At 70.6% G+C, this 19,188-nt stretch carries 7 protein-coding genes; all 7 read left to right on the plus strand.

Features of this window, described 5'->3' with window-relative positions; genetic code table 11:
* Positions 1-44 precede the first annotated feature (44 nt).
* The 7 genes from NRB20_RS16155 (at position 45) to NRB20_RS16185 (ending at position 19,186) form a co-directional block, all read left to right on the plus strand.
* A complete protein-coding gene (locus NRB20_RS16155; RefSeq protein ID WP_153410958.1) occupies positions 45-8,636 on the plus strand; it encodes a type I polyketide synthase in 8,592 nt (2,863 codons plus the stop codon).
* Entirely contained in the window at positions 8,633-12,757 is a 4,125-nt protein-coding gene (locus tag NRB20_RS16160; RefSeq protein WP_319944986.1) for a type I polyketide synthase, read from the plus strand. Before NRB20_RS16155 ends, NRB20_RS16160 begins: the two co-directional genes overlap by 4 nt.
* A 112-nt stretch (positions 12,758-12,869) precedes the next feature.
* Positions 12,870-13,757, plus strand: coding sequence for an SDR family NAD(P)-dependent oxidoreductase (locus NRB20_RS16165; RefSeq protein WP_153410959.1), 888 nt, complete (start codon positions 12,870-12,872; stop codon positions 13,755-13,757).
* Positions 13,758-13,993: 236 nt separating this feature from the next.
* Positions 13,994-15,463 carry an ABC transporter substrate-binding protein gene (locus NRB20_RS16170; RefSeq protein ID WP_319944987.1) on the plus strand — a complete coding sequence of 490 codons (1,470 nt, stop codon included), beginning with the start codon at positions 13,994-13,996 and terminating at the stop codon, positions 15,461-15,463.
* A 17-nt stretch (positions 15,464-15,480) separates the two neighbouring features.
* Entirely contained in the window at positions 15,481-16,452 is a 972-nt protein-coding gene (locus tag NRB20_RS16175; protein WP_153410960.1) for an ABC transporter permease, read from the plus strand.
* Positions 16,449-17,309: an ABC transporter permease gene (locus NRB20_RS16180; RefSeq protein ID WP_319944988.1), complete on the plus strand. Its 861-nt coding sequence runs from the start codon at positions 16,449-16,451 to the stop codon at positions 17,307-17,309. Before NRB20_RS16175 ends, NRB20_RS16180 begins: the two co-directional genes overlap by 4 nt.
* Positions 17,306-19,186 (plus strand): ABC transporter ATP-binding protein, encoded by a 1,881-nt coding sequence (locus NRB20_RS16185; RefSeq protein WP_153410961.1) that lies wholly within the window; start codon positions 17,306-17,308, stop codon positions 19,184-19,186. Before NRB20_RS16180 ends, NRB20_RS16185 begins: the two co-directional genes overlap by 4 nt.
* The last annotated feature ends 2 nt before the right edge of the window (positions 19,187-19,188 follow it).

Genomic DNA, 19,188 nt, shown 5'->3' on the forward strand with positions numbered 1-19,188 from the left:
GGGTTCGCCGACCACCCGCCCGACGCGACCAGTGAGGTAGACGCATGCAAGACGACCGGATTCGCGACCTGCTCAAGAAGGTCTCGCTCGAGTTGCGGCAATCACGGCAGGATCTGGCCGCGGTGGAGCAGCGGCGTCGCGAGCCGATCGCGATCGTCGGCATCGGTTGCCGGTTTCCGGGCGGGGCCGACTCACCCGAGCGGTTCTGGGAGCTGCTGGCCGGGGAGCGCGACGCCATCGGGGAGTTCCCGGCCGACCGGGGCTGGGATCCGGGCGCGCTGTTCGATCCCGGCCAGGGTCCGGGTACCTCGGCCACCCAGCGGGGCGGATTCCTCGACGGCACAGCCGATTTCGACGCCGCGCTGTTCGGGCTGTCCCCGCGCGAGGCGCTGGCCTCGGATCCGCAGCACCGGCTGCTGCTGGAGACGACCTGGCAGGCGTTCGAGCACGCCGGTATCGATCCCACCGGCCTGCGCGGCAGCCGGACCGGGGTGTTCATCGGCACCAACGGCAACGACTATCCGACGACGCTGCACGGCTATCCGCCGGAGTTGGAGGGCTATCTGAGCGTCGGCAATGCCGCCAGCGTCGCCTCGGGCCGCATCTCCTACAGCTTCGGTGTGGAGGGTCCGGCCCTGACCGTCGACACGGCCTGCTCCTCCTCGCTGGTGGCCGCGCATCTCGCGGTGCGCTCGCTGCGCGACCGGGAATGCGACCGCGCCGTGATCGGCGGCGTGACCCTGATGAGCTCGCCGACGTTGTTCGTGGAGTTCTCCCGCCAGCACGGGCTGGCACCGGACGGGCGCTGTAAAGCGTTCGGCGACAACGCGAACGGCACCGGCTGGGCCGAGGGCGCAGGTGTCGTCATCGTCGAGCGGCTGTCGGACGCGCTCGCGAACGGGCGTCGGGTACTGGCCGTGATCCGCGGGTCCGCGGTGAATCAGGACGGCGCGTCCAACGGCCTCACCGCGCCGAACGGACCCGCGCAGCAGCGCGTGATCGAGGACGCGCTGGCGGCCGCGGCCCTGCTGCCCGCCGACGTGGACGCGGTGGAGGCGCACGGCACCGGCACGGTGCTCGGCGATCCGATCGAGGCGCACGCGCTGATGGCCACCTATGGCCGGCGGCGGGCGGGCGAGCCGCTGTGGCTGGGCTCGGTGAAATCCAATATCGGGCACACCCAGGCCGCGGCGGGTATCGCCGGGCTGATCAAGATGGTGCTCGCGCTGCGGCACGAGACCCTGCCGCGCACCCTGCACGCCGAGCAGCCGTCCTCGAAGATCGACTGGGATGCCGGGCAGGTCCGGATCCTCGATACCGTCCGGCCCTGGCTGCGTGGTGAGAAGGCAAGGCGCGCAGGTATTTCCGCCTTCGGTGTGAGCGGGACCAACGCGCATCTGATCGTGGAGGAGGCGCCGGCGCAGGACGTTCCGGCCGTCGCCGATCCCGTGCCGGAGCCGACGGCGTGGCTGTTGTCGGCGAACTCGGCGGTCGCGCTGGCCGGGCAGGCCGGGCGACTGGTCGACGCGGTCGCCGAATCCGCCGTCGCGGATGTCACCGCGGCATTGCGCAAGCGCGCGTTGTTGAATCAGCGTGCGGTGGTGGTGGGTTCGGACCGGGCGGAGTTGCGGAACGCGCTCGCCGCGCTGGCGGACGGCGCGGTCGACGAGAATCTGGTGCGCGGTACCGCCACCACGGGACGCCGGGTGGTGTTCGTGTTTCCCGGACAGGGGTCGCAGTGGGCCGGTATGGCCGCGTCGCTGTCGCGCACCAGCCCGGAATTCGCCGGGTATCTCGCCGAATGTGCCGACGCGCTGGCGCCTTTCGTGGACTGGTCACCCGCCGATGTGCTTGCCGGAGCACCGGGCGCGCCGAGCTTGGCCCGCGTCGACGTGGTGCAGCCGGTGCTGTGGGCGATGATGGTGTCGCTGGCCAAACTGTGGATCGATCTGGGGGTGCGCCCCGATGCGGTCATCGGCCACTCGCAGGGGGAGATCGCCGCCGCGCACATCGCCGGGGCGTTGAGTCTGAGCGATGCGGCGCGGGCGGTCGCGTTGCGCAGCAAGGCGATTGCCGCGCTGTCCGGTCGCGGCGCGATGCTCACCGTGGCGCTGCCGGAGGATCGGGCACGCGCGCGGCTGGACCGCTGGGAGGGCACTTTGGCTCTGGCCGCGATCAACGGGCCGTCCGCCGTGCTGATCTCTGGGGACACTGCCGCGGTCGACGAGTTCGCCGCGGAACTGGATGCCGACGACATCTGGAATCGGCGGGTCGATGTGGATTACGCCTCGCACTCGCACCACGTCGACGCCATCCGGACGGAGGTCCTGAACGGGCTCGCACCGATCATCCCGCGCCCGGGGGCGATTCCGCTCATCTCCACCGTCAGCGGGGAGCCCATCGACACCGGCGTGATGGACGCGGCGTACTGGTTCGGCAATCTGCGTTCACCGGTGCAATTCGAGCGGTCGCTGCGCCGCGCGCTGGTGGACAGGCACGACACCGTCGTGGAGGTCAGCCCGCATCCGGTGCTGCGTCACACCATCGACGCCATCGCCGAATCCGTCGAGGCCGCCGACGTCATCGCCACCGGGACGCTGCGTCGCGATCGTTCCGGCGGCCACGAACTGCTGCTCGCCGCGGCCCGCCTGCACGTGCACGGTGTCGCGGTGGACTGGCAGGCCCTGCTGCCGCAGACCGCGACGCGCTGGGTCGACCTGCCCACCTACGCCTTCGACCGGCAGCGGTTCTGGGGTGCGGACGACTGCACCGCCGGTGTCGCGGATGCGCGGCGGCTCGGGGTGCGGCCCACCGGTCATCCGCTACTGGCCGGGGAGGTGGAGATCTCCGCCTCCGACGCCACCCTGTTCGTCGGGCAGCTCAGCCTCACCGATCACCCGTGGCTGGCCGACCACGCGGTGGGGGACACGGCGGTGGTACCCGGTGCGGCCTGCGTCGACATCGCGCTGTGGATCGGTGCCGAACTCGGGTGGCCGGTACTGGCGGAGCTGATCAACGAGCGGCCGATCGTGATCGGCGCGTCCGGCCGCGTTCGTATCCAGGTTCATCTGGCCCCCGAACACGAAGGCGGACGGGCGATTACGTTCTACCGTGCCGACGGTGACGACACGTCCGGCACGGACTGGCAGCGCTGCGCCTCGGGCCTGCTGGTCGCCTCCGACGCCGTGCCCGCACCGCGCGTCGACCCCGCGCCCGTGGGAGGTTCGGCCGATCCGGAGACCGTCTACCGGGAGTTGAGCGAACTCGGACTGAACTACGGCCCGGCGTTCCGCGGGCTGCGGGCGATCACCAGCACGGGCGATCCGATCCGGGCTACGGCGGAACTTCCCGAAAGCGCAGGCACCGCAGCGGAATTCGGTATCCATCCGGCGCTGCTGGATGCCGCGCTGCACGTATTACCCTACGCGGGTGGGGAATTGGCATTGCCGTTCAGTTGGTCCGGGGTGCGGCTGTGGGCACGGGACGCTCGGGAACTGTCGGTCCGCGTGACGCGGCTCGGTGAGCACGAGTTCGGTGTGGTCGGTGTCGACGCGGCAGGTGAACCCGTCGTGAGTATCGATTCGGTGACCCTGCGGCCCACCGGAGACGAACCCGTCGCGGCGACCTCGGCCACCACCTACCGGGTCGGCTGGACGGAACTGGTCCGCGCGGCGGGCGAAGAACTCTCCGCTGCGTTGTGGACCGCCGAGGTCGGCGAATCGGCCGACATTGCGAGTGCGGCAGCGCTTTCCGAGTTGGCCGGTGCTGATCTCGTACCGCTGGATACTGCGGCGTCGGATGGCGAATCGGCCGATATCGCCGGTGTGGCAGCGCTTTCCGAGCTGGTCGGTGCTGATCTGGTACTGCTGGACACTGCGGCGTTGGACGTCGGGGGCGGGGATGTGCTTGCCGATCTGCATACCGTCACCGAGCGAACCCTGGCGCGGGTGGGGGAGTGGCTCGCCGACGGTGAGCCGGGGGCGCGGCTGGTCGTGCTCACTCGGCGTGCGTATGCGGTGGCCGACGGGGAGGTTCCTGATCTGCGGTTCGGTGCGGTACCCGGTCTCATTCGTTCCGCTCGCACCGAGCATCCGGGCCGCATCGTGCTGGTGGATCACGACGGGTCCGCCGGGTACGCCGAACTCGCCGCTGTCGCGTCGGCGGCGATCGCGGCCGATGAATCGGAAGTAGCGGTTCGTGCGGGGCGGGCGGCGGTGGCGCCGCGGCTCGAGTCGGTGCGAGATACGACAGAAACCCTTGTTGCCGAAGGTATTTCGGGAGACGATGAGTCATCGGACGGAGTGTCGTCCCCGCCTTCGGAAACCGCCGTTGTGATCGGTGGACTCGGACTGCTCGGCCGACTGTCGGCGCACACGCTGGCCCGGCAATCCGCGGCGTCCGCGGTCGTGCTGGTGTCCCGGCGCGGACCGGCCGACGAACAGGCCGTCGCGGTACGTCGTGACCTCGAGGCGGTCGGACTGGAGGTCGAGATCGTCGCCTGCGACGCCACCGATCGCGCTCAACTCGCGGCCGTGCTCGACGCCGTGCCGCCGCACCGGCCGGTGACCACCGTGATCCACGCGGCGGGCATCCTGGCCGATCGTCCGGTACACGACCTCACCCCGGACGCACTGCATCAGGTGCTGCGCGGCAAGGCCGATATCGCCTGGCATCTGCACGAGCTGACCGCGGGCCTGAAGCTGCGCGCGTTCGTCCTGTTCTCCTCGGCGGCAGGCACTTTCGGTATCGCGGGCCAGTCCAACTACGCCGCGGCCAACACCTTCCTGGACGCTCTCGCCCAGCATCGTCGCAGGCGTGGACTCCCCGCGACCTCGCTCGCGTGGGGCCTGTGGGAGACCGCGAGCGGTATGACCGGTCACCTCGGCGGAACCGACCGGCAACGCCTGGCCCGGCAGGGTGTGCGGCCGATCGCCCCCGACGCGGGCACCGCACTGCTGGAACGCGGATTACGCACGGGCGCAGGCGATCTGGTGCCGGTCGAACTGGTGACCGGGCCGTGGCAGGACGGTATGTCGCCGACCCTGCGCGGTGTGCTGCGTTACCGGCCGCAGTTGCGCCGCGCCGCGACCGGTACCGAGGTGCGCGGCAGCGGCCTGGCCGCACTCCCCGAACGCGATCGCCTCGACGCGGTGCGCGAGGTCGTGCGTGAACAGGCCGCGGCGGTGCTCGGCTACGACGGCCCCGACGCGATCGCCGCGAGCGTGACCTTCAAAGAACTGGGCATGGATTCGCTCACCGCGGTGGAGTTGCGCAATCGGCTCGCCGGAACGCTCGGCGTGCGCCTGGCCGCCACCGTGGTCTTCGACCATCCGACACCCGCGGCACTGGCCGCCGAGATCAGCACGAAACTCGTTGGCGTACAACCTACTCGGCCGACCGAAGCCGCGCCGGTCACGGCAGCGAGTGAGCCGATCGCGGTGGTGGGCATGGGCTGCCGGTATCCCGGCGGGGTGCGCTCGCCGGAGGATCTGTGGGATCTGGTCGCCGGTGGGGTCGATGCCATCGGGCCGTGGCCGGACGATCGCGGTTGGGAGGTCGACGACTCCCGTGCGGGTGCGACCGCCCGTGCCGGCGGATTCGTCTCCGACATCGCCGATTTCGACGCCGGTCTGTTCGGTATGTCGCCGCGGGAGGCGTTGGCGACCGATCCGCAGCAGCGTCAGTTGTTGGAGGTGTCGTGGGAGGCGTTGGAGGGTGCGGGTATCGATCCGTTGTCGTTGCGGGGCAGCAACACCGGCGTCTACACCGGCATCATGTACAACGACTACGCGACCAGGCTCGACGCGATCCCCGAGGATCTGGAGGCGTATCTGACCAACGGCAGCGCCGCCAGCGTGGCCTCGGGCCGGGTGGCGTACACGTTCGGTTTGGAGGGGCCGGCGGTGTCGGTGGATACGGCGTGTTCGTCGTCGCTGGTATCGATGCATCTGGCGGTGTCGGCGTTGCGCGCCGGTGAATGCGATCTGGCTCTGGCCGGTGGTGTCACGCTGCTGTCCTCGCCCGCCAGCATCGTCTCGGCCGAACGGCTGGGCGCGCTGTCCCCCGACGGCCGGTGCCGTTCGTTCGGATCGGGCGCGAACGGTACGGGCTGGGCCGAAGGGGTGGGAGTCGTTGTCCTGCAACGTCTCTCGGACGCCCAGCGGTCCGGACGCCCGATCCTCGCGGTGATCCGTGCCACGGCGGTCAACCAGGACGGCGCGTCCAACGGTCTGACCGCCCCCAATGGCGCAGCACAGCAGCGCGTGATCCGCCGCGCCCTGGCCGCCGCGCGGCTGGAACCGGGCGATGTCGACGCCGTCGAGGCGCACGGCACCGGTACCGCACTCGGCGATCCGATCGAGGCCAACGCGCTGCTCGAGACCTACGGCGGCGTCGGCCGCGAACATCCGCTCTACGTCGGATCGCTGAAATCCAATATCGGCCACAGTCAGGCCGCCGCCGGTGTGGGCGGGGTGATAAAGATGGTGCTGGCGTTGGGTCGCGGGGTGCTACCGGCGTCGTTGCATGCGGATCAGCCGAGTGAGCATGTGGATTGGTCGGCCGGTTCGGTGCGGGTGCTGTCGGAGTCGGTGGGGTGGCCGGAGACGGGGCGGGCGCGTCGGGTGGGGGTGTCGGCGTTCGGGGTGAGCGGGACCAACGCGCATCTGATCCTGGAACAGGCTCCGGTCGGCGATTCCGCTACCACGACGGCCCCGGGTGCCGACGACTCGGACCTCGGCATCCCGGCTCCGGCGTCCGCCTGGTTGGTGAGCGCGAATTCCGATGCGGCACTGCGCCGTCAGGCCCGCCGCCTGGCCGCCCACGTGCGCGCCCACCCCGATCTCGACATCGCCGCCGCCGCAACCACATTGGTGACCGGACGCGCCCGGCTCGGTCATCGCGCCGTCGTCATCGGACGTACCGCGGGCGAATTCGCGGATCATCTCGAGGCATTCGCCGCGGACCGGCCCGACGAGACCACCGTCCACGGCCTCGCCGTGCCCCGGCGGCGCATCGCCTTCGTCTATCCGGGCCACGGATCGCAGTGGGCCGGGATGGCGGTCGGTCTGTTGCGCGGCTCGCCCGTGTTCGCGGACGCCGTCGCCCGCTGCGCCGAAGTGCTTGCCCCACACCTGGAATGGGATGTGGCCGAACTGCTGCGCTCGGGCGCGGGCACCGTGCCCGGCCGGTCGAACGTCGAGGTCGATCAGCCCGCACTCTGGACGGTGATGATGGGGCTCACCGCGCTCTGGAAATCGGCCGGGATCACCCCCGATGTGGTGATCGGCCACAGTCAGGGCGAGGTCGCCGCGGCCTGCGCGGCGGGCATCCTGAGCCTGGCGGAGGGCGCGCGCATCGTCGCGGTGCGCAGTCGGCTGCTGGCCCGGCTGGTCGGGCGCGGCGCGATGGCCTCGCTGGCGCTGCCGCAGGAGCGGGCCCGGGAACTGCTGCGCGAGGTCGACGGCGTCGACATCGCGACGGTGAACGGCACCGAGGCCGTGGTGGTCTCGGGTGATTCGGACGGTATCGACCGGCTGATCGCCGCCTGCGTCGCCGACGACGTCCGGGCCCGCCGCCTGGATGCCGAACTGGCGGGGCATTCACCGGTCATCGACGCCGTGCGCGCGGATCTGCTCACCGAACTCGGTGTGGTGCAACGGGACTCGGCGACGGCCCGGATGATCTCGACGGTGACCGGTGCGCCCGTGTCGGCCGAGGACCTCGACGCCGCCTACTGGTACCGGAATCTGCGCGAGACCGTTCAGTTCCACACCGCCGCGGGCGTCGCCATCGCGGGCGGCTGCGATGTCTTCGTGGAGGTGAGTCCGCATCCGGTGCTCGCCGGGCCGCTGGCGGCCACGCTCGAGCACTCCGACACACCGGACGGGGTGACCACCGCGACGCTGCGACGCGACGAGGGCGATCCGAGTCGATTCCTGCAATCCGCGGCGGAGCTGGAGGTCGGCGGGGTCGCGGTCGACTGGTCCGCCCTCGCACCCGCCGCGGCGTCGATTCCGTTGCCGCCCTACGACTTCGAACGACGTCGGTACTGGCTCGACGGCTCCGTGGGACTGCCGGAGGTCACCGCGGCCACCGCCGACGATCTCGGCGGCGACAACGAATCCCGCGCCGCGACACTGGCCGCGCTCCCGCGCGAGCAACGGCTCACCGCCGTGCGCGAACTCGTCGAAGCGCAGATCCGGACGGTCCTGCGCCTGGACCCCGCCGACGAGCTGGCGGTCGAATCACCGCTCAAGGACCTGGGATTCGAATCGGTGTCGGCAGTGGACCTGACCAAGCGGCTGAGCCGGGCCACCGGCCTGCGGCTGCCCACCACGCTGGCCTTCGAACATCCCAGTCCCGAGGCCATCGCCGCGCACATCACCGCCGAACTCGATGCCGTCGGGCGGCTCGACATCGCGGATCTGGTCGACCGGCTCGAGTCCGCGCTGCGTGACGGACCGGCCGACGAATCGGCGCTGCTGCGGCTGCGGGCCGTGCTCGCCGATACCGGAGCGCGGCTCGAATCCGGGGACGACCTCGGTTCGGCCGTCGATCTCGGTTCGGCGGTCGACCTCGAGCAGGCCAGTGACGACGAACTGTTCGACATCGTCGACGTCGGGAGGAATTCGTGACCACCGAACAGACCGCCCAGCCCGGCGCGCGGGAGGCGAAACTGCGCACCTACCTGAAGAAGGCGATCGCCGACACCCAGGAGCTGCGCGCCGAACTCCAGCAGGTGCGCACGGCCGCGACCGAGCCGATCGCGGTGGTGGGGATGGGCTGCCGGTATCCCGGCGGAGTGCGTTCGCCCGCCCAGCTGTGGGATCTGGTCGCGGACGGGGTGGACGCCATCGGACCGTGGCCGGACGATCGTGGCTGGGACGCCGACGGACTCTACGACGAGGATCCGGCGCGGGTCGGGGCGTCGTATGTGCGTGCGGGCGGGTTCGTTTCGGGGATGGCGGATTTCGATGCGGGTCTGTTCGGTATGTCGCCGCGGGAGGCGTTGGCGACCGATCCGCAGCAGCGTCAGTTGTTGGAGGTGTCGTGGGAGGCGTTGGAGGGTGCGGGTATCGATCCGTTGTCGTTGCGGGGCAGCAACACCGGCGTCTACACCGGCATCGTCGCCGACGACTACGCGGACGGTTACTGGTCGGCGGTGCCGCCGGAACTGGAGGGGTACGTCGGTGTCGGTACCTCGGTGAGCGTGGCGTCGGGTCGGGTGGCGTACACGTTCGGTTTGGAGGGGCCTGCGGTGTCGGTGGATACGGCGTGTTCGTCGTCGTTGGTGTCGATGCATCTGGCGGTGTCGGCGTTGCGTGCGGGTGAATGCGATCTCGCCCTCGCCGGTGGCGTGACCCTGCTGACCTCGCCCGCCGGATTCATCGAATTCTCCCGGCAGCGAGGGTTGTCGCCGGACGGGCGGTGCCGGTCGTTCGGATCGGGGGCGAACGGGACGGGCTGGGCCGAGGGGGTGGGAGTCGTTGTCCTGCAACGATTGTCGGACGCACAACGGTCGGGCCGGGAAGTGCTGGCGGTGATCCGTGCCACGGCGATCAATCAGGACGGCGCCTCGAACGGGTTGACCGCACCCAACGGCGTCGCCCAGCAGCGCGTGATCCGCCGGGCGCTGGACGCCGCCGGACTGGATCCCGCCGACGTGGACGCGGTCGAGGCCCACGGCACCGGAACCACACTCGGCGATCCGATCGAGGCCAACGCGCTGATCCAGGTCTACGGCCGGACCGAGCGCCCGCACCCCCTGTACGTCGGCTCCCTGAAGTCGAATATCGGCCACACCGCCGCCGCGGCCGGTGTGGGCGGGGTGATCAAGATGGTGCAGGCGTTGCGTGCCGGGGTGCTGCCGATGTCGTTGCACGCCGATGTGCCGAGTGAGCACGTGGACTGGTCGACCGGTTCGGTGCGGGTGCTGTCGGAATCGGTGGTGTGGCCGGAGCTGGGCAGGCCGCGCCGGGTGGGGGTGTCGGCGTTCGGGGTGAGCGGAACCAATGCGCACCTGATCCTCGAGCAGGCGCCGGCCGGTGCGTCGAACGCCGCGACCGATGGGACGACTGCGACGGGTAACCCCGCGACGGCATGGTTGTTGTCGGCAAATACTGACGCGGCGTTGCGGCGGCAGGCGCGGGATCTCGCCGACCACGTTCGGAGCCGCCCGCCGGTCGATCCGGCGGATATCGCTCGCGCGTTGGCCACCGGTCGGACGCGGCTGCCGCATCGTGCGCTGGTGATCGGTTCCGGCGAAACGGAATTCGCTGATCGTCTGGCTGCGTTCGCCGATGGTGCGGAGACCGCTACCACGGTCTCCGGCAGTGTGCGGCGGCGTGGTGTGGTGGGTTGTCTGTTCACCGGCCAGGGCAGTCAGCGACCGGGGATGGGAGCCGAACTGGCGCAACGCTTCCCGGTGTTCGACGAGGTGTACCGGCGGGCACTCGCGCTACTGGACGAGCGGCTGCGCGGCCGGATCGAGGGCTCGCTCGCGACCATCGTGCTGGAGTCGAGCGATGCGGCAGCGGTGGCGCCGACCGTCATCGCCCAGCCCGCGCTGTTCGCCTTCGAGGTCGCGCTGTTCCGGCTACTCGAATCCTGGGGCGCGCGTCCGGATTACGTCTGCGGTCACTCGATCGGCGAGATCGCCGCCGCGCACGTATCCGGTGTACTCACCCTGGAGGCCGCGGTCGAGCTCGTGGCCGAGCGTGCCGCCCGCATGCAGGAGCTGCCGCCGGTGGGCGCGATGCTCGCGGTGGAAATGTCGGTGGCGGAACTGGATTCGGCGATGCCGGGCTGGCACGACGGGGCCGATCTCGCCGCCGTCAACGGTCCCACGGCCATCGTCGTGTCCGGCCCGGTCGATGCCGTCGAGAAGGTGCGCGACACCGTACGGTCCCACGGCCGCCGGGTACGTCGGCTCGAGGTGAGCCACGCCTTCCACTCCCGCTGCCTGGACCCGATGCTCGACGGATTCGAGAAGGCCATCGCCGCACTGCCTTTCGCCGCACCACGGATCCCGCTGCTGTCCACGGTGACCGCCACACCGGTCATCGCCGAGACGATCGCGACTCCGGAGTACTGGGTGAGTCAGGTCCGGCAGCCGGTGCTGTTCCACGACACCGTGCGCGAACTGGTCCGGCTCGGTGTCACCGACCTGCTGGAGATCGGGCCCGACGCCGTGCTCGCGCCGTCGGCGAAGGCAACCGTGTCCACCACCGCCACCCCGCCCACGGTGACCGCTGCGGTACGACGCGACCGCTCCGAGGTCGAGACCACACTGGCCGCCGCCGCCCGACTGGAGTTGGCGGGCACCACGATTGATTGGGCCGCGGTCGTCGGAACCGGACCGGTGGCCACGGGCTTGCCCAGCTACCCCTTCGAACGCGAAACCTTCCGGCTACCACCGGGTCCCGCGCTCTCCCCTGGTCGCGGACGGACTGCCGTGTCGGCAGACAGGAGCGAGACGGCGGGCACGGACGAGACGGCGGGCTCGACATACTCACCTAGCACTCGAACTCCCGACGATCCGACGGATCCGCCCGGCGGAGTCGAGCGAGGGGGTCGCTGGCGCGAGCGCGATGCGGAGCAGATCGTGCGGCGAACCGACCGCGAAGCACCGCAACCCGCCCAGGGACCACTGTCCGCCGCCGACCTCCTGACCCTGGTCCGCCAGTCCGCCGCCGCGGTGCTCGGCCTCGATCAGCTGGACCGAGTCGAGCCCGACACCCCGTTCGCCGAACTCGGCATGACCTCGCTCGCCGCAGTCGAACTGACCGAAAAGCTGTGTGCACGAACAGGTACCGCACTATCGGCGAGCGCGCCGATCGAACATCCCACACCCGCAGCCCTGGCCGAGCACCTACGAGTACACCGCACCGAGGACCCCCCGACGGCAGGCGCGGATGCGCTCCCCACGCTGTATCTCGACCTGAATCGCGCGGGCGAGATCGAGGCCGCCGCAGCCCTGATCACCGCGGCCTCGTACACCCGCCCCCGATTCGGCCCCGGCGACATCCGGCAATCCACCCCGCCACCCGTCCGGCTCGCCGCCGGTGGTGGTGACGCACCGCCGATCATCTGCTTCCCGGCACTCACCGCGATGTCGGGCCCACACGAATTCGCCGGATTCGCAAGCTCTTTCGGCAACCACCACCCGATCCACGCCATGGAAGCACCGGGCTTCCGCGTCGGATCGGCGGTACCGCAGGACCTGCGCACCTACCTGCACGCGCAGGTGACGACCATCCTCGACACCGTCGGCGATCGGGACTACTTTCTCGTCGGCCGCTCCCTCGGCGGCTGTGTCGCCCATGCGGTGGCCGCCGAACTCCTCACTGCGGGACGGCCACCGCGCGGGCTGGCCCTGATCGACACCTACCCGCTCGAGACACCGGCACTGCCCGACAAACAGTGGTGGATGCCCGCGCTCATCGCCGGTATGGTGCGCCGCGTCGACCAGCTGGGCCTGGAACTGTCCGCGCACCGCCTCACCACCATGGGCGCCTACCTCCGCATCGCCGCCGAACTGACCGCCGAGCCGATCCCGGTCCCGGCACTACTGGTGCGCGCCCGCGATCCGCTGCCGGGTATGCCGGTCGAGGATCCGGACTGGCAGGCGGACTGGCCGTACGCCGGGCACACCGTCGACGTTGCGGGCGACCACTATTCGGTGCTCGAGGACCGGTCCCCGGGAACCGCCGCCGCGGTCGCCGACTGGATCGCCACCCTGGACGACGGGCGTTGACGAGCATGTGCGGTCGCGTTCGGTCCACCCCTATTTCCGGTCCACGGTACCGCTAGCACACCGCGCTGCTTAGGGGTGATATGCGCGCGAACCGGTTGTTAGCGTGCGAACCATGAGCGAAAACGCAACCCCCGCAACGAAAACCGTGTTGATCACCGGCACCTCCTCCGGCGCCGGCCTGGCCGCCGCGGTCGCCGCCGCGCAGGCCGGATTCACCGTCGTCGCCACCGTCCGCGATCTGGACCGGACCACGGCCCTGCGCGAGGCGGCCCACGCGGCCGGAGTGGAACTCGACATCCGCCGCCTCGACGTCACCGAACCGGACAGCATCGAGGCGGCGATCTCCGGCGTGCTGGCCACCCACGGCCGGCTGGACGCGGTGGTGAACAACGCCGGGGTCGGCAGCATCGGCACCCTCGAACTGCTGGACCTGGACCAGATCCGCTACGGCATGGAGGTCAACTTCTTCGGTGTGCTCGCGGTGAGCCGGGCGGCACTGCCGCACCTGCGGGCCAGCGGCGGCCGCCTGGTCACCGTGGGCAGCGCCTACGGTGCGGTCGGACAGCCGTTCAACGAGGCGTACTGCGCCGGAAAGGCCGCGACCGAAACGTATATGGAGGCCCTGGCCACGGTGGCGGCCGAGGTCGGAGTGACGGTGTCGGTCGTGCAGCCGGGCCCGATCGCCTCCTCGTTCGGCGACAACATGCCCATCGACCGGGTGGCCCTGCGGGCGGCGGCCGAAGCCGGGCCCTACAAGGCCGCCTACGCGAACTATCTGACCTACCTGCCCGGCATGATCGCCGGTGCGGTGCAGACCTCCGCCGAGGTCGCCGAGTACGTGGTGTACGCGCTGACCGACCCGGCGCCGCCGTTCCGCATCCAGACCTCGGACTTCTCCCGGAGTTTCGTGGCGGACAAACTCGTCGATGTCGACGGCTCGGCAGTGCAGGCGATCACCCGGCAGTGGCTGGTCCCGGCGGATACGGGTGTCAACCCCTAGCTTCCCCGCCGCCGCGGGCCGCATTTCTGGGGTAACCGGCGCGGAATTTCGTTGTTAATGTCCGAGATGTGCGTTCGATTTCGCCGTTGCGGCTGGTGATCCTTTCCATTGTCTCCGCCTTGTCCATTGCCGGATGTACCGGGTCCGGTACCTCCGGGACGGCGCCGTCGACGCCGGTTTCCGGAGGTACGCTGACCTTCGGAATAAATGATTCCCCGAGCTGTTTCGATATTCACGTGACCTCCGCCGACGTCGCCGCGGAAATTCAGCGAAATGTCGTGGATTCCCTCGTCTCCGAGGATTCCGGACACAAATTCCGCCCCTGGCTGGCGACCGCGTGGACCGTCGCCGACGATTTGCGCAGTTATACGTTCACGCTGCGCAAGGACGTGACATTCACCGATGGCGCGCCGTTCGACGCGGCGGCCGTGAAAGCGAATTTCGATCATATCGTGGCGCCGGCCACCAAATCCCAATACGCCCGGAATCTGCTCGGCCCGTACACCGGTACCGACGTGATCGACGATCACACCGTCCGTGTCGATTTCTCGGCGCCGTTCGCGCCGTTCCTCCAGGCCGCGAGCACGCCGTATCTGGGCTTCTATTCGCCGCGCGCACTGGCCACCGGCGCGGACAAATTGTGTGCGGGCGGACCGGCCGACATCGGTTCCGGACCGTTCGTTTTCACCGAGTACACCAAGGGCCAGAGCGCGGTGATGACCCGTAATCCGAATTACCGGTGGGCTCCCGAGGGAGCCGCGCATCAGGGCCCGGCCTATCTGAACTCGCTGGTCTTCCGGATCCTGCCCGAGGACGCCACCCGGGTCGGCGCGCTGACCAGCGGTCAGGTCGACATCGCCAGGGCGATCCCGCCGATCCAGGTGCGGACCGTGGAGGCGTCCTCGAATCTGACGGTCACCCGGGTGGATCAGCCGGGGCTGACCTACGGCATCCACCTGAACACCGCCGCCGCACCCCTGGACGACGAGCGGGTCCGCCGCGCGATCCAGCAGGGCGTCGATGTGGCGCAGGACGTGCAGACCGTCTACTTCGGCCAGTACAAGCGGGCCTGGGGACCGCTCTCGCCGACCACCGCCTCCTACGCGGCGACGGTGGAGAACTCCTGGCGCTACGATCCGCGGGCCGCGGGCCGGCTGCTGGACGAAGCGGGCTGGACCGGCCGCGACAGCGCGGGCTTCCGGACCCGGGACGGTCGGCGCCTGAGCCTGTTCTGGCCCGCGCTGCCCGAGGCGAGCACCCGCGACCAGCGCAACCTGCTGGACCAGGCCGTGCAGGCGGATCTGGCGAAAATCGGTGTGGAGGTACAACATCCGCATCTGACCGCCGGTGAATACAACGCCCGGGTGGCCAGCGGCGACTTCCAGTTGTTCTCGGTGAGCTGGGCGCGTTCGGAGGCCGATCTGCTCCGGTTGTTCTTCCACAGCGCGAACATCCCGCCCGCCGGGCAGAACGTGTCGCATCTGCGCGATCCGCAGGTCGACGGCTGGACCGCGACCGGCGCGGCGACCACCGACCAGCACCTGCGCGATCAGGTCTACCGCGACACCCAGCAGCGGGTGCTGGAAACCGGTGCGATGGTCCCGCTCTACGTGCTGGCCGCGGTCGACGGCTCCTCGCGGCGCGTGCACGGGCAGAAATTCGATCCGAACGGCTGGCTCCAGTTCTACGACGCCTGGAAGGCCTGATCGTGCAGGTACTCGGCATGCCCGACGTCGTGGTCGGGGACGCGGTGGTCCGGGCGCTGACGGCGGTGGGCAAACGCCTGCTGGCAGCGGTCGCGGTGGTCTTCGGCGCCGCCTCGCTCGGCTTCGTCGCACTGCAACTGCTGCCGGGCGATCCCGTGGACTGGCTGCTCGGCCCGAACATGACCGCCTCACCGGACCTGCGAGCGCGGGTGCGGGCCGACTACGGCTTCGATCGGCCGGTGTTCGAGCAGTACCTGTCGTATCTGAACACGGTCCTGCACGGGCAGCTCGGCACCTCCTATCAGCTGCAACAGCCGGTGACGACGCTGATCGCGAATCAGCTCGCGCCCACCGCGGAACTGGCCGTCACGGCACTGGTGCTGGCCCTGGCGATCGCGATCGCCGCCGCAGTCGCGACGGCCGGGCGACGGCCCCGGCTGCGCGCGGGGGTCTCCACCGCCGAACTCGTCGTCACCTCGGCGCCGCAGTACTGGGTGGGCATCCTGCTGCTGACGGGGTTCTCGTTCCAGCTGCGGGTGTTCCCGGTCGCGGGCGCGCAAACTCCCGCGGCGCTGGTGCTTCCGGCGATCACGCTCGCGCTGTCCATCGCGGGGGTGCTGTCGCAGGTGTTGCGCGAGGGGCTGGAGGCGGCGCTGACCCAGCCGTTCATCGTCACCGCGCGAGCGCGGGGGGCGAGCCTGTCGGCGGTCCGGTTGCGGCATGCGCTGCGGCACGCGGCGGCGCCGCTGCTGACCCTCACCGGCTGGCTGACCGGCACCCTGCTCGGCGGTGTCGTCCCGGTGGAGACGGTCTTCGGGCGGCCGGGCATCGGATCGCTTGTGCTGCAAGCGGTCACGAGCCGGGACATGCCGGTCGTCATGGGCGTCATCCTGCTGTCCGCGGTGGTGTTCGTGGTGATCTCCACCCTCGTCGACCTGTTGCAACTCGCCCTCGATCCGCGTATCCGCACGAACGGAGACCGACCGTGACCGCCCCTGACATCGCCGCGCCGGAGACCGCCGCGGCGCTCCGGCCCCGGATGCCGCGCCCGGCCCTGGTCGCGGCCGCCGCGGTGCTGGCCCTGATCGTCGTGGTGGCGATCGCGCCGGGCCTGTTCACCGACTTCTCGCCGACCGCGACCGATATGCGGCAGGCCCTGGTCGCCCCGGGCGGCGCGCACTGGTTCGGCACCGATCAACTGGGCCGCGACGTGTTCACCCGGGTGCTCTACGGGACCCGGCCCGCGATCCTGCTGGCGGTGACGGCGACCGCGTTGGCCGTCGCGATCGGCACCCTGACCGGACTGCTTGCGGCACTGGGCGGCCCGATCGCCGATCAGATCCTCATGCGCGGCGCGGACGTGCTGCTCGCGCTGCCGCCGCTGCTGCTCGCCCTGCTGGTCATCGCGGCACTGGGGCCGGGCACCGGCAATGTGGCGGTGGCGGTCGCGATCGCGTTCCTGCCGCTGTACGCGCGGCTGGTGCGTTCGGAGGCACTGCTGGTGCGCCGGTCCGGCTACGTGGAATCGGCTACCGGCCTGGGCATTCCGCGGCCGGTGGTGATCGTCCGACACGTCGTGCCCAACGCGCTGGGACCGTTGCTGGTCATGGCGCCGCTCGGATTCGGCACCTCGATGCTGTATTCGTCGGCGCTGAGTTTCCTGGGGCTGGGACTTCAGCCCCCGACGCCGGAGTGGGGCGCGATGCTGTCGGAGGGCAAGAGCATCCTGGCGGCCGCGTGGTGGGTCGGCGTCTTTCCCGGAATCGCGGTGACCTGCACCGTGATCGCGGTCAACGTCGTGGGTCGCGCGGTGCGCACCCGCTTCACCGGGCGAGGTGTGGCATGAGCGGCACGGACCGGAACGAGCCTGCGGCCGAGACGCTTTCGACCGAACCACAGCTGATCGTCGACGGACTGGAGGTCGTTTTCGGGTCGGGTCCGAGCCGGGTGCACGCGGTGCGGGACGTGTCGTTCGAGGTGCGGGCGGGCGAATGTCTCGCCGTCATCGGCGAATCCGGTTCCGGCAAGAGCGTCACCGCGCGCACCCTGATGGGACTGACCGGCGACGACGCGACCGTCACCGCTCGCCGGCTCGAATTCGAGCACACCGATCTGCTCGCCCTCGACGAGCCCGGCTGGCGCGCCCTGCGCGGGCGGCGCATCGCACTGGTGTTGCAGGACGCGATGGTCGCGCTGGATCCGTTGCGCCGCACCGGAACCGAGATCGCCGAGCCGCTGCGCATCCACGCCGTGCCCCGGCGCGGTTCCCTCGACGACGCGGTGACGGCGCTGCTCACCGATGTGGGTGTGCCCGAACCCGAACGACGCGCGCGCCAATATCCGCACGAGCTCTCCGGCGGATTGCGTCAGCGCGCGCTGATCGCCTCGGCCATCGCCGCGGGCCCGGATCTGCTGCTCGCCGACGAGCCGACCACCGCCCTGGACGCCACGGTCGCCGCCCAGGTCCTGGACCTGCTGCGCGACCTGCGCGCGGGCGGTATGTCGATCCTGCTGATCAGCCACGACCTGACCGTGGTGTCCCGGTCGGCGGACCGGGTCGCGGTGATGTTCGGCGGCCGCATCGTGGAATACGGTCCGGCCCAACGCATTCTGCGCGAACCGCGGCATCCGTACACCCGCGCGCTGCTGGCCGCGGTGCCCACCGGCGACAGCCGGGGCCACTACCTGTCGGGCAGCCGGAGCGGCGCCGCGACCGAGTCCGGAGGCTGTCCGTATGCGGCCCGGTGCCCGCACGCCGACGAGCAGTGCGTGCGCGAACTTCCCACGCTGACAGCCGATTCCGGCGAAAACCCCGACGGTCCGGCGCACGAGGTGCGGTGCTGGCACCCCGACGCCGTGGTCGCGGTACCCCTGCGCGTCCCCTCGCCCGCGCCCGCCGACGCGCCCACGCGGACCCTGCTCGAGGTCGACGCCGTCGGCAAGACGTACCGCGTCCCGGGCGGCGGGCGTCACCACGCCGTGCGTGACGTGTCGTTCCAGCTCCGTGCGGGCGAGGTGCTCGGCGTCGTCGGTGAATCGGGTTCGGGCAAGACCACGACCGGACGCATCGTGCTCGGCCTGACCAGGCCCGACACCGGCGCCGTCCGCTTCGACGGGCTGGCCTGGAGTGACCTGCGCGAACACCGGCGTCGTCCGCACCGGCGCCGGATCCAGGCGATCTATCAGGATGCGCTGGGCTCGTTCGATCCCCGGCTCACCGTCGCCGGGATCCTCGGGGCCGCCGTCGCGCGCGGGGGCGTCCCGCGCGGTCCGGCGCGTCGGGCCCGTGCCCTCGAGCTGCTCGATCAGGTCGGCCTCGCGGCGACCGTACTGGACCGCCGCCCCCGCGAACTGTCCGGTGGCCAGCGGCAGCGGGTGGGGATCGCCCGCGCGCTGGCGCCGGGACCGGAGATCCTCGTCTGCGACGAACCCGTTTCGGCACTTGATGTTTCGGTGCAGGCGCAGATCCTCGATCTGCTCACCGTGCTGCAACACGAACTCGGTGTCGCCATGCTGTTCATCTCCCACGACCTGGGCGTCATCCACCATCTCAGCGATCGGATCCTGGTGATGAAGGACGGCCGGATCGTGGAGGAAGGCACGGCGACCAGCGTGTTCGCCGATCCCCGCGACCCGTACACCAGGCAGCTGCTCGCCGCGACCGCGGTGCGACCGGACGATCGGCGGATCTCCGACCGGCCGGTCGCACCGGTGCCGAGCTGACC

This window comes from Nocardia macrotermitis (assembly GCF_009604405.1).
Taxonomy (GTDB): Bacteria; Actinomycetota; Actinomycetes; order Mycobacteriales; family Mycobacteriaceae; genus Nocardia; species Nocardia macrotermitis.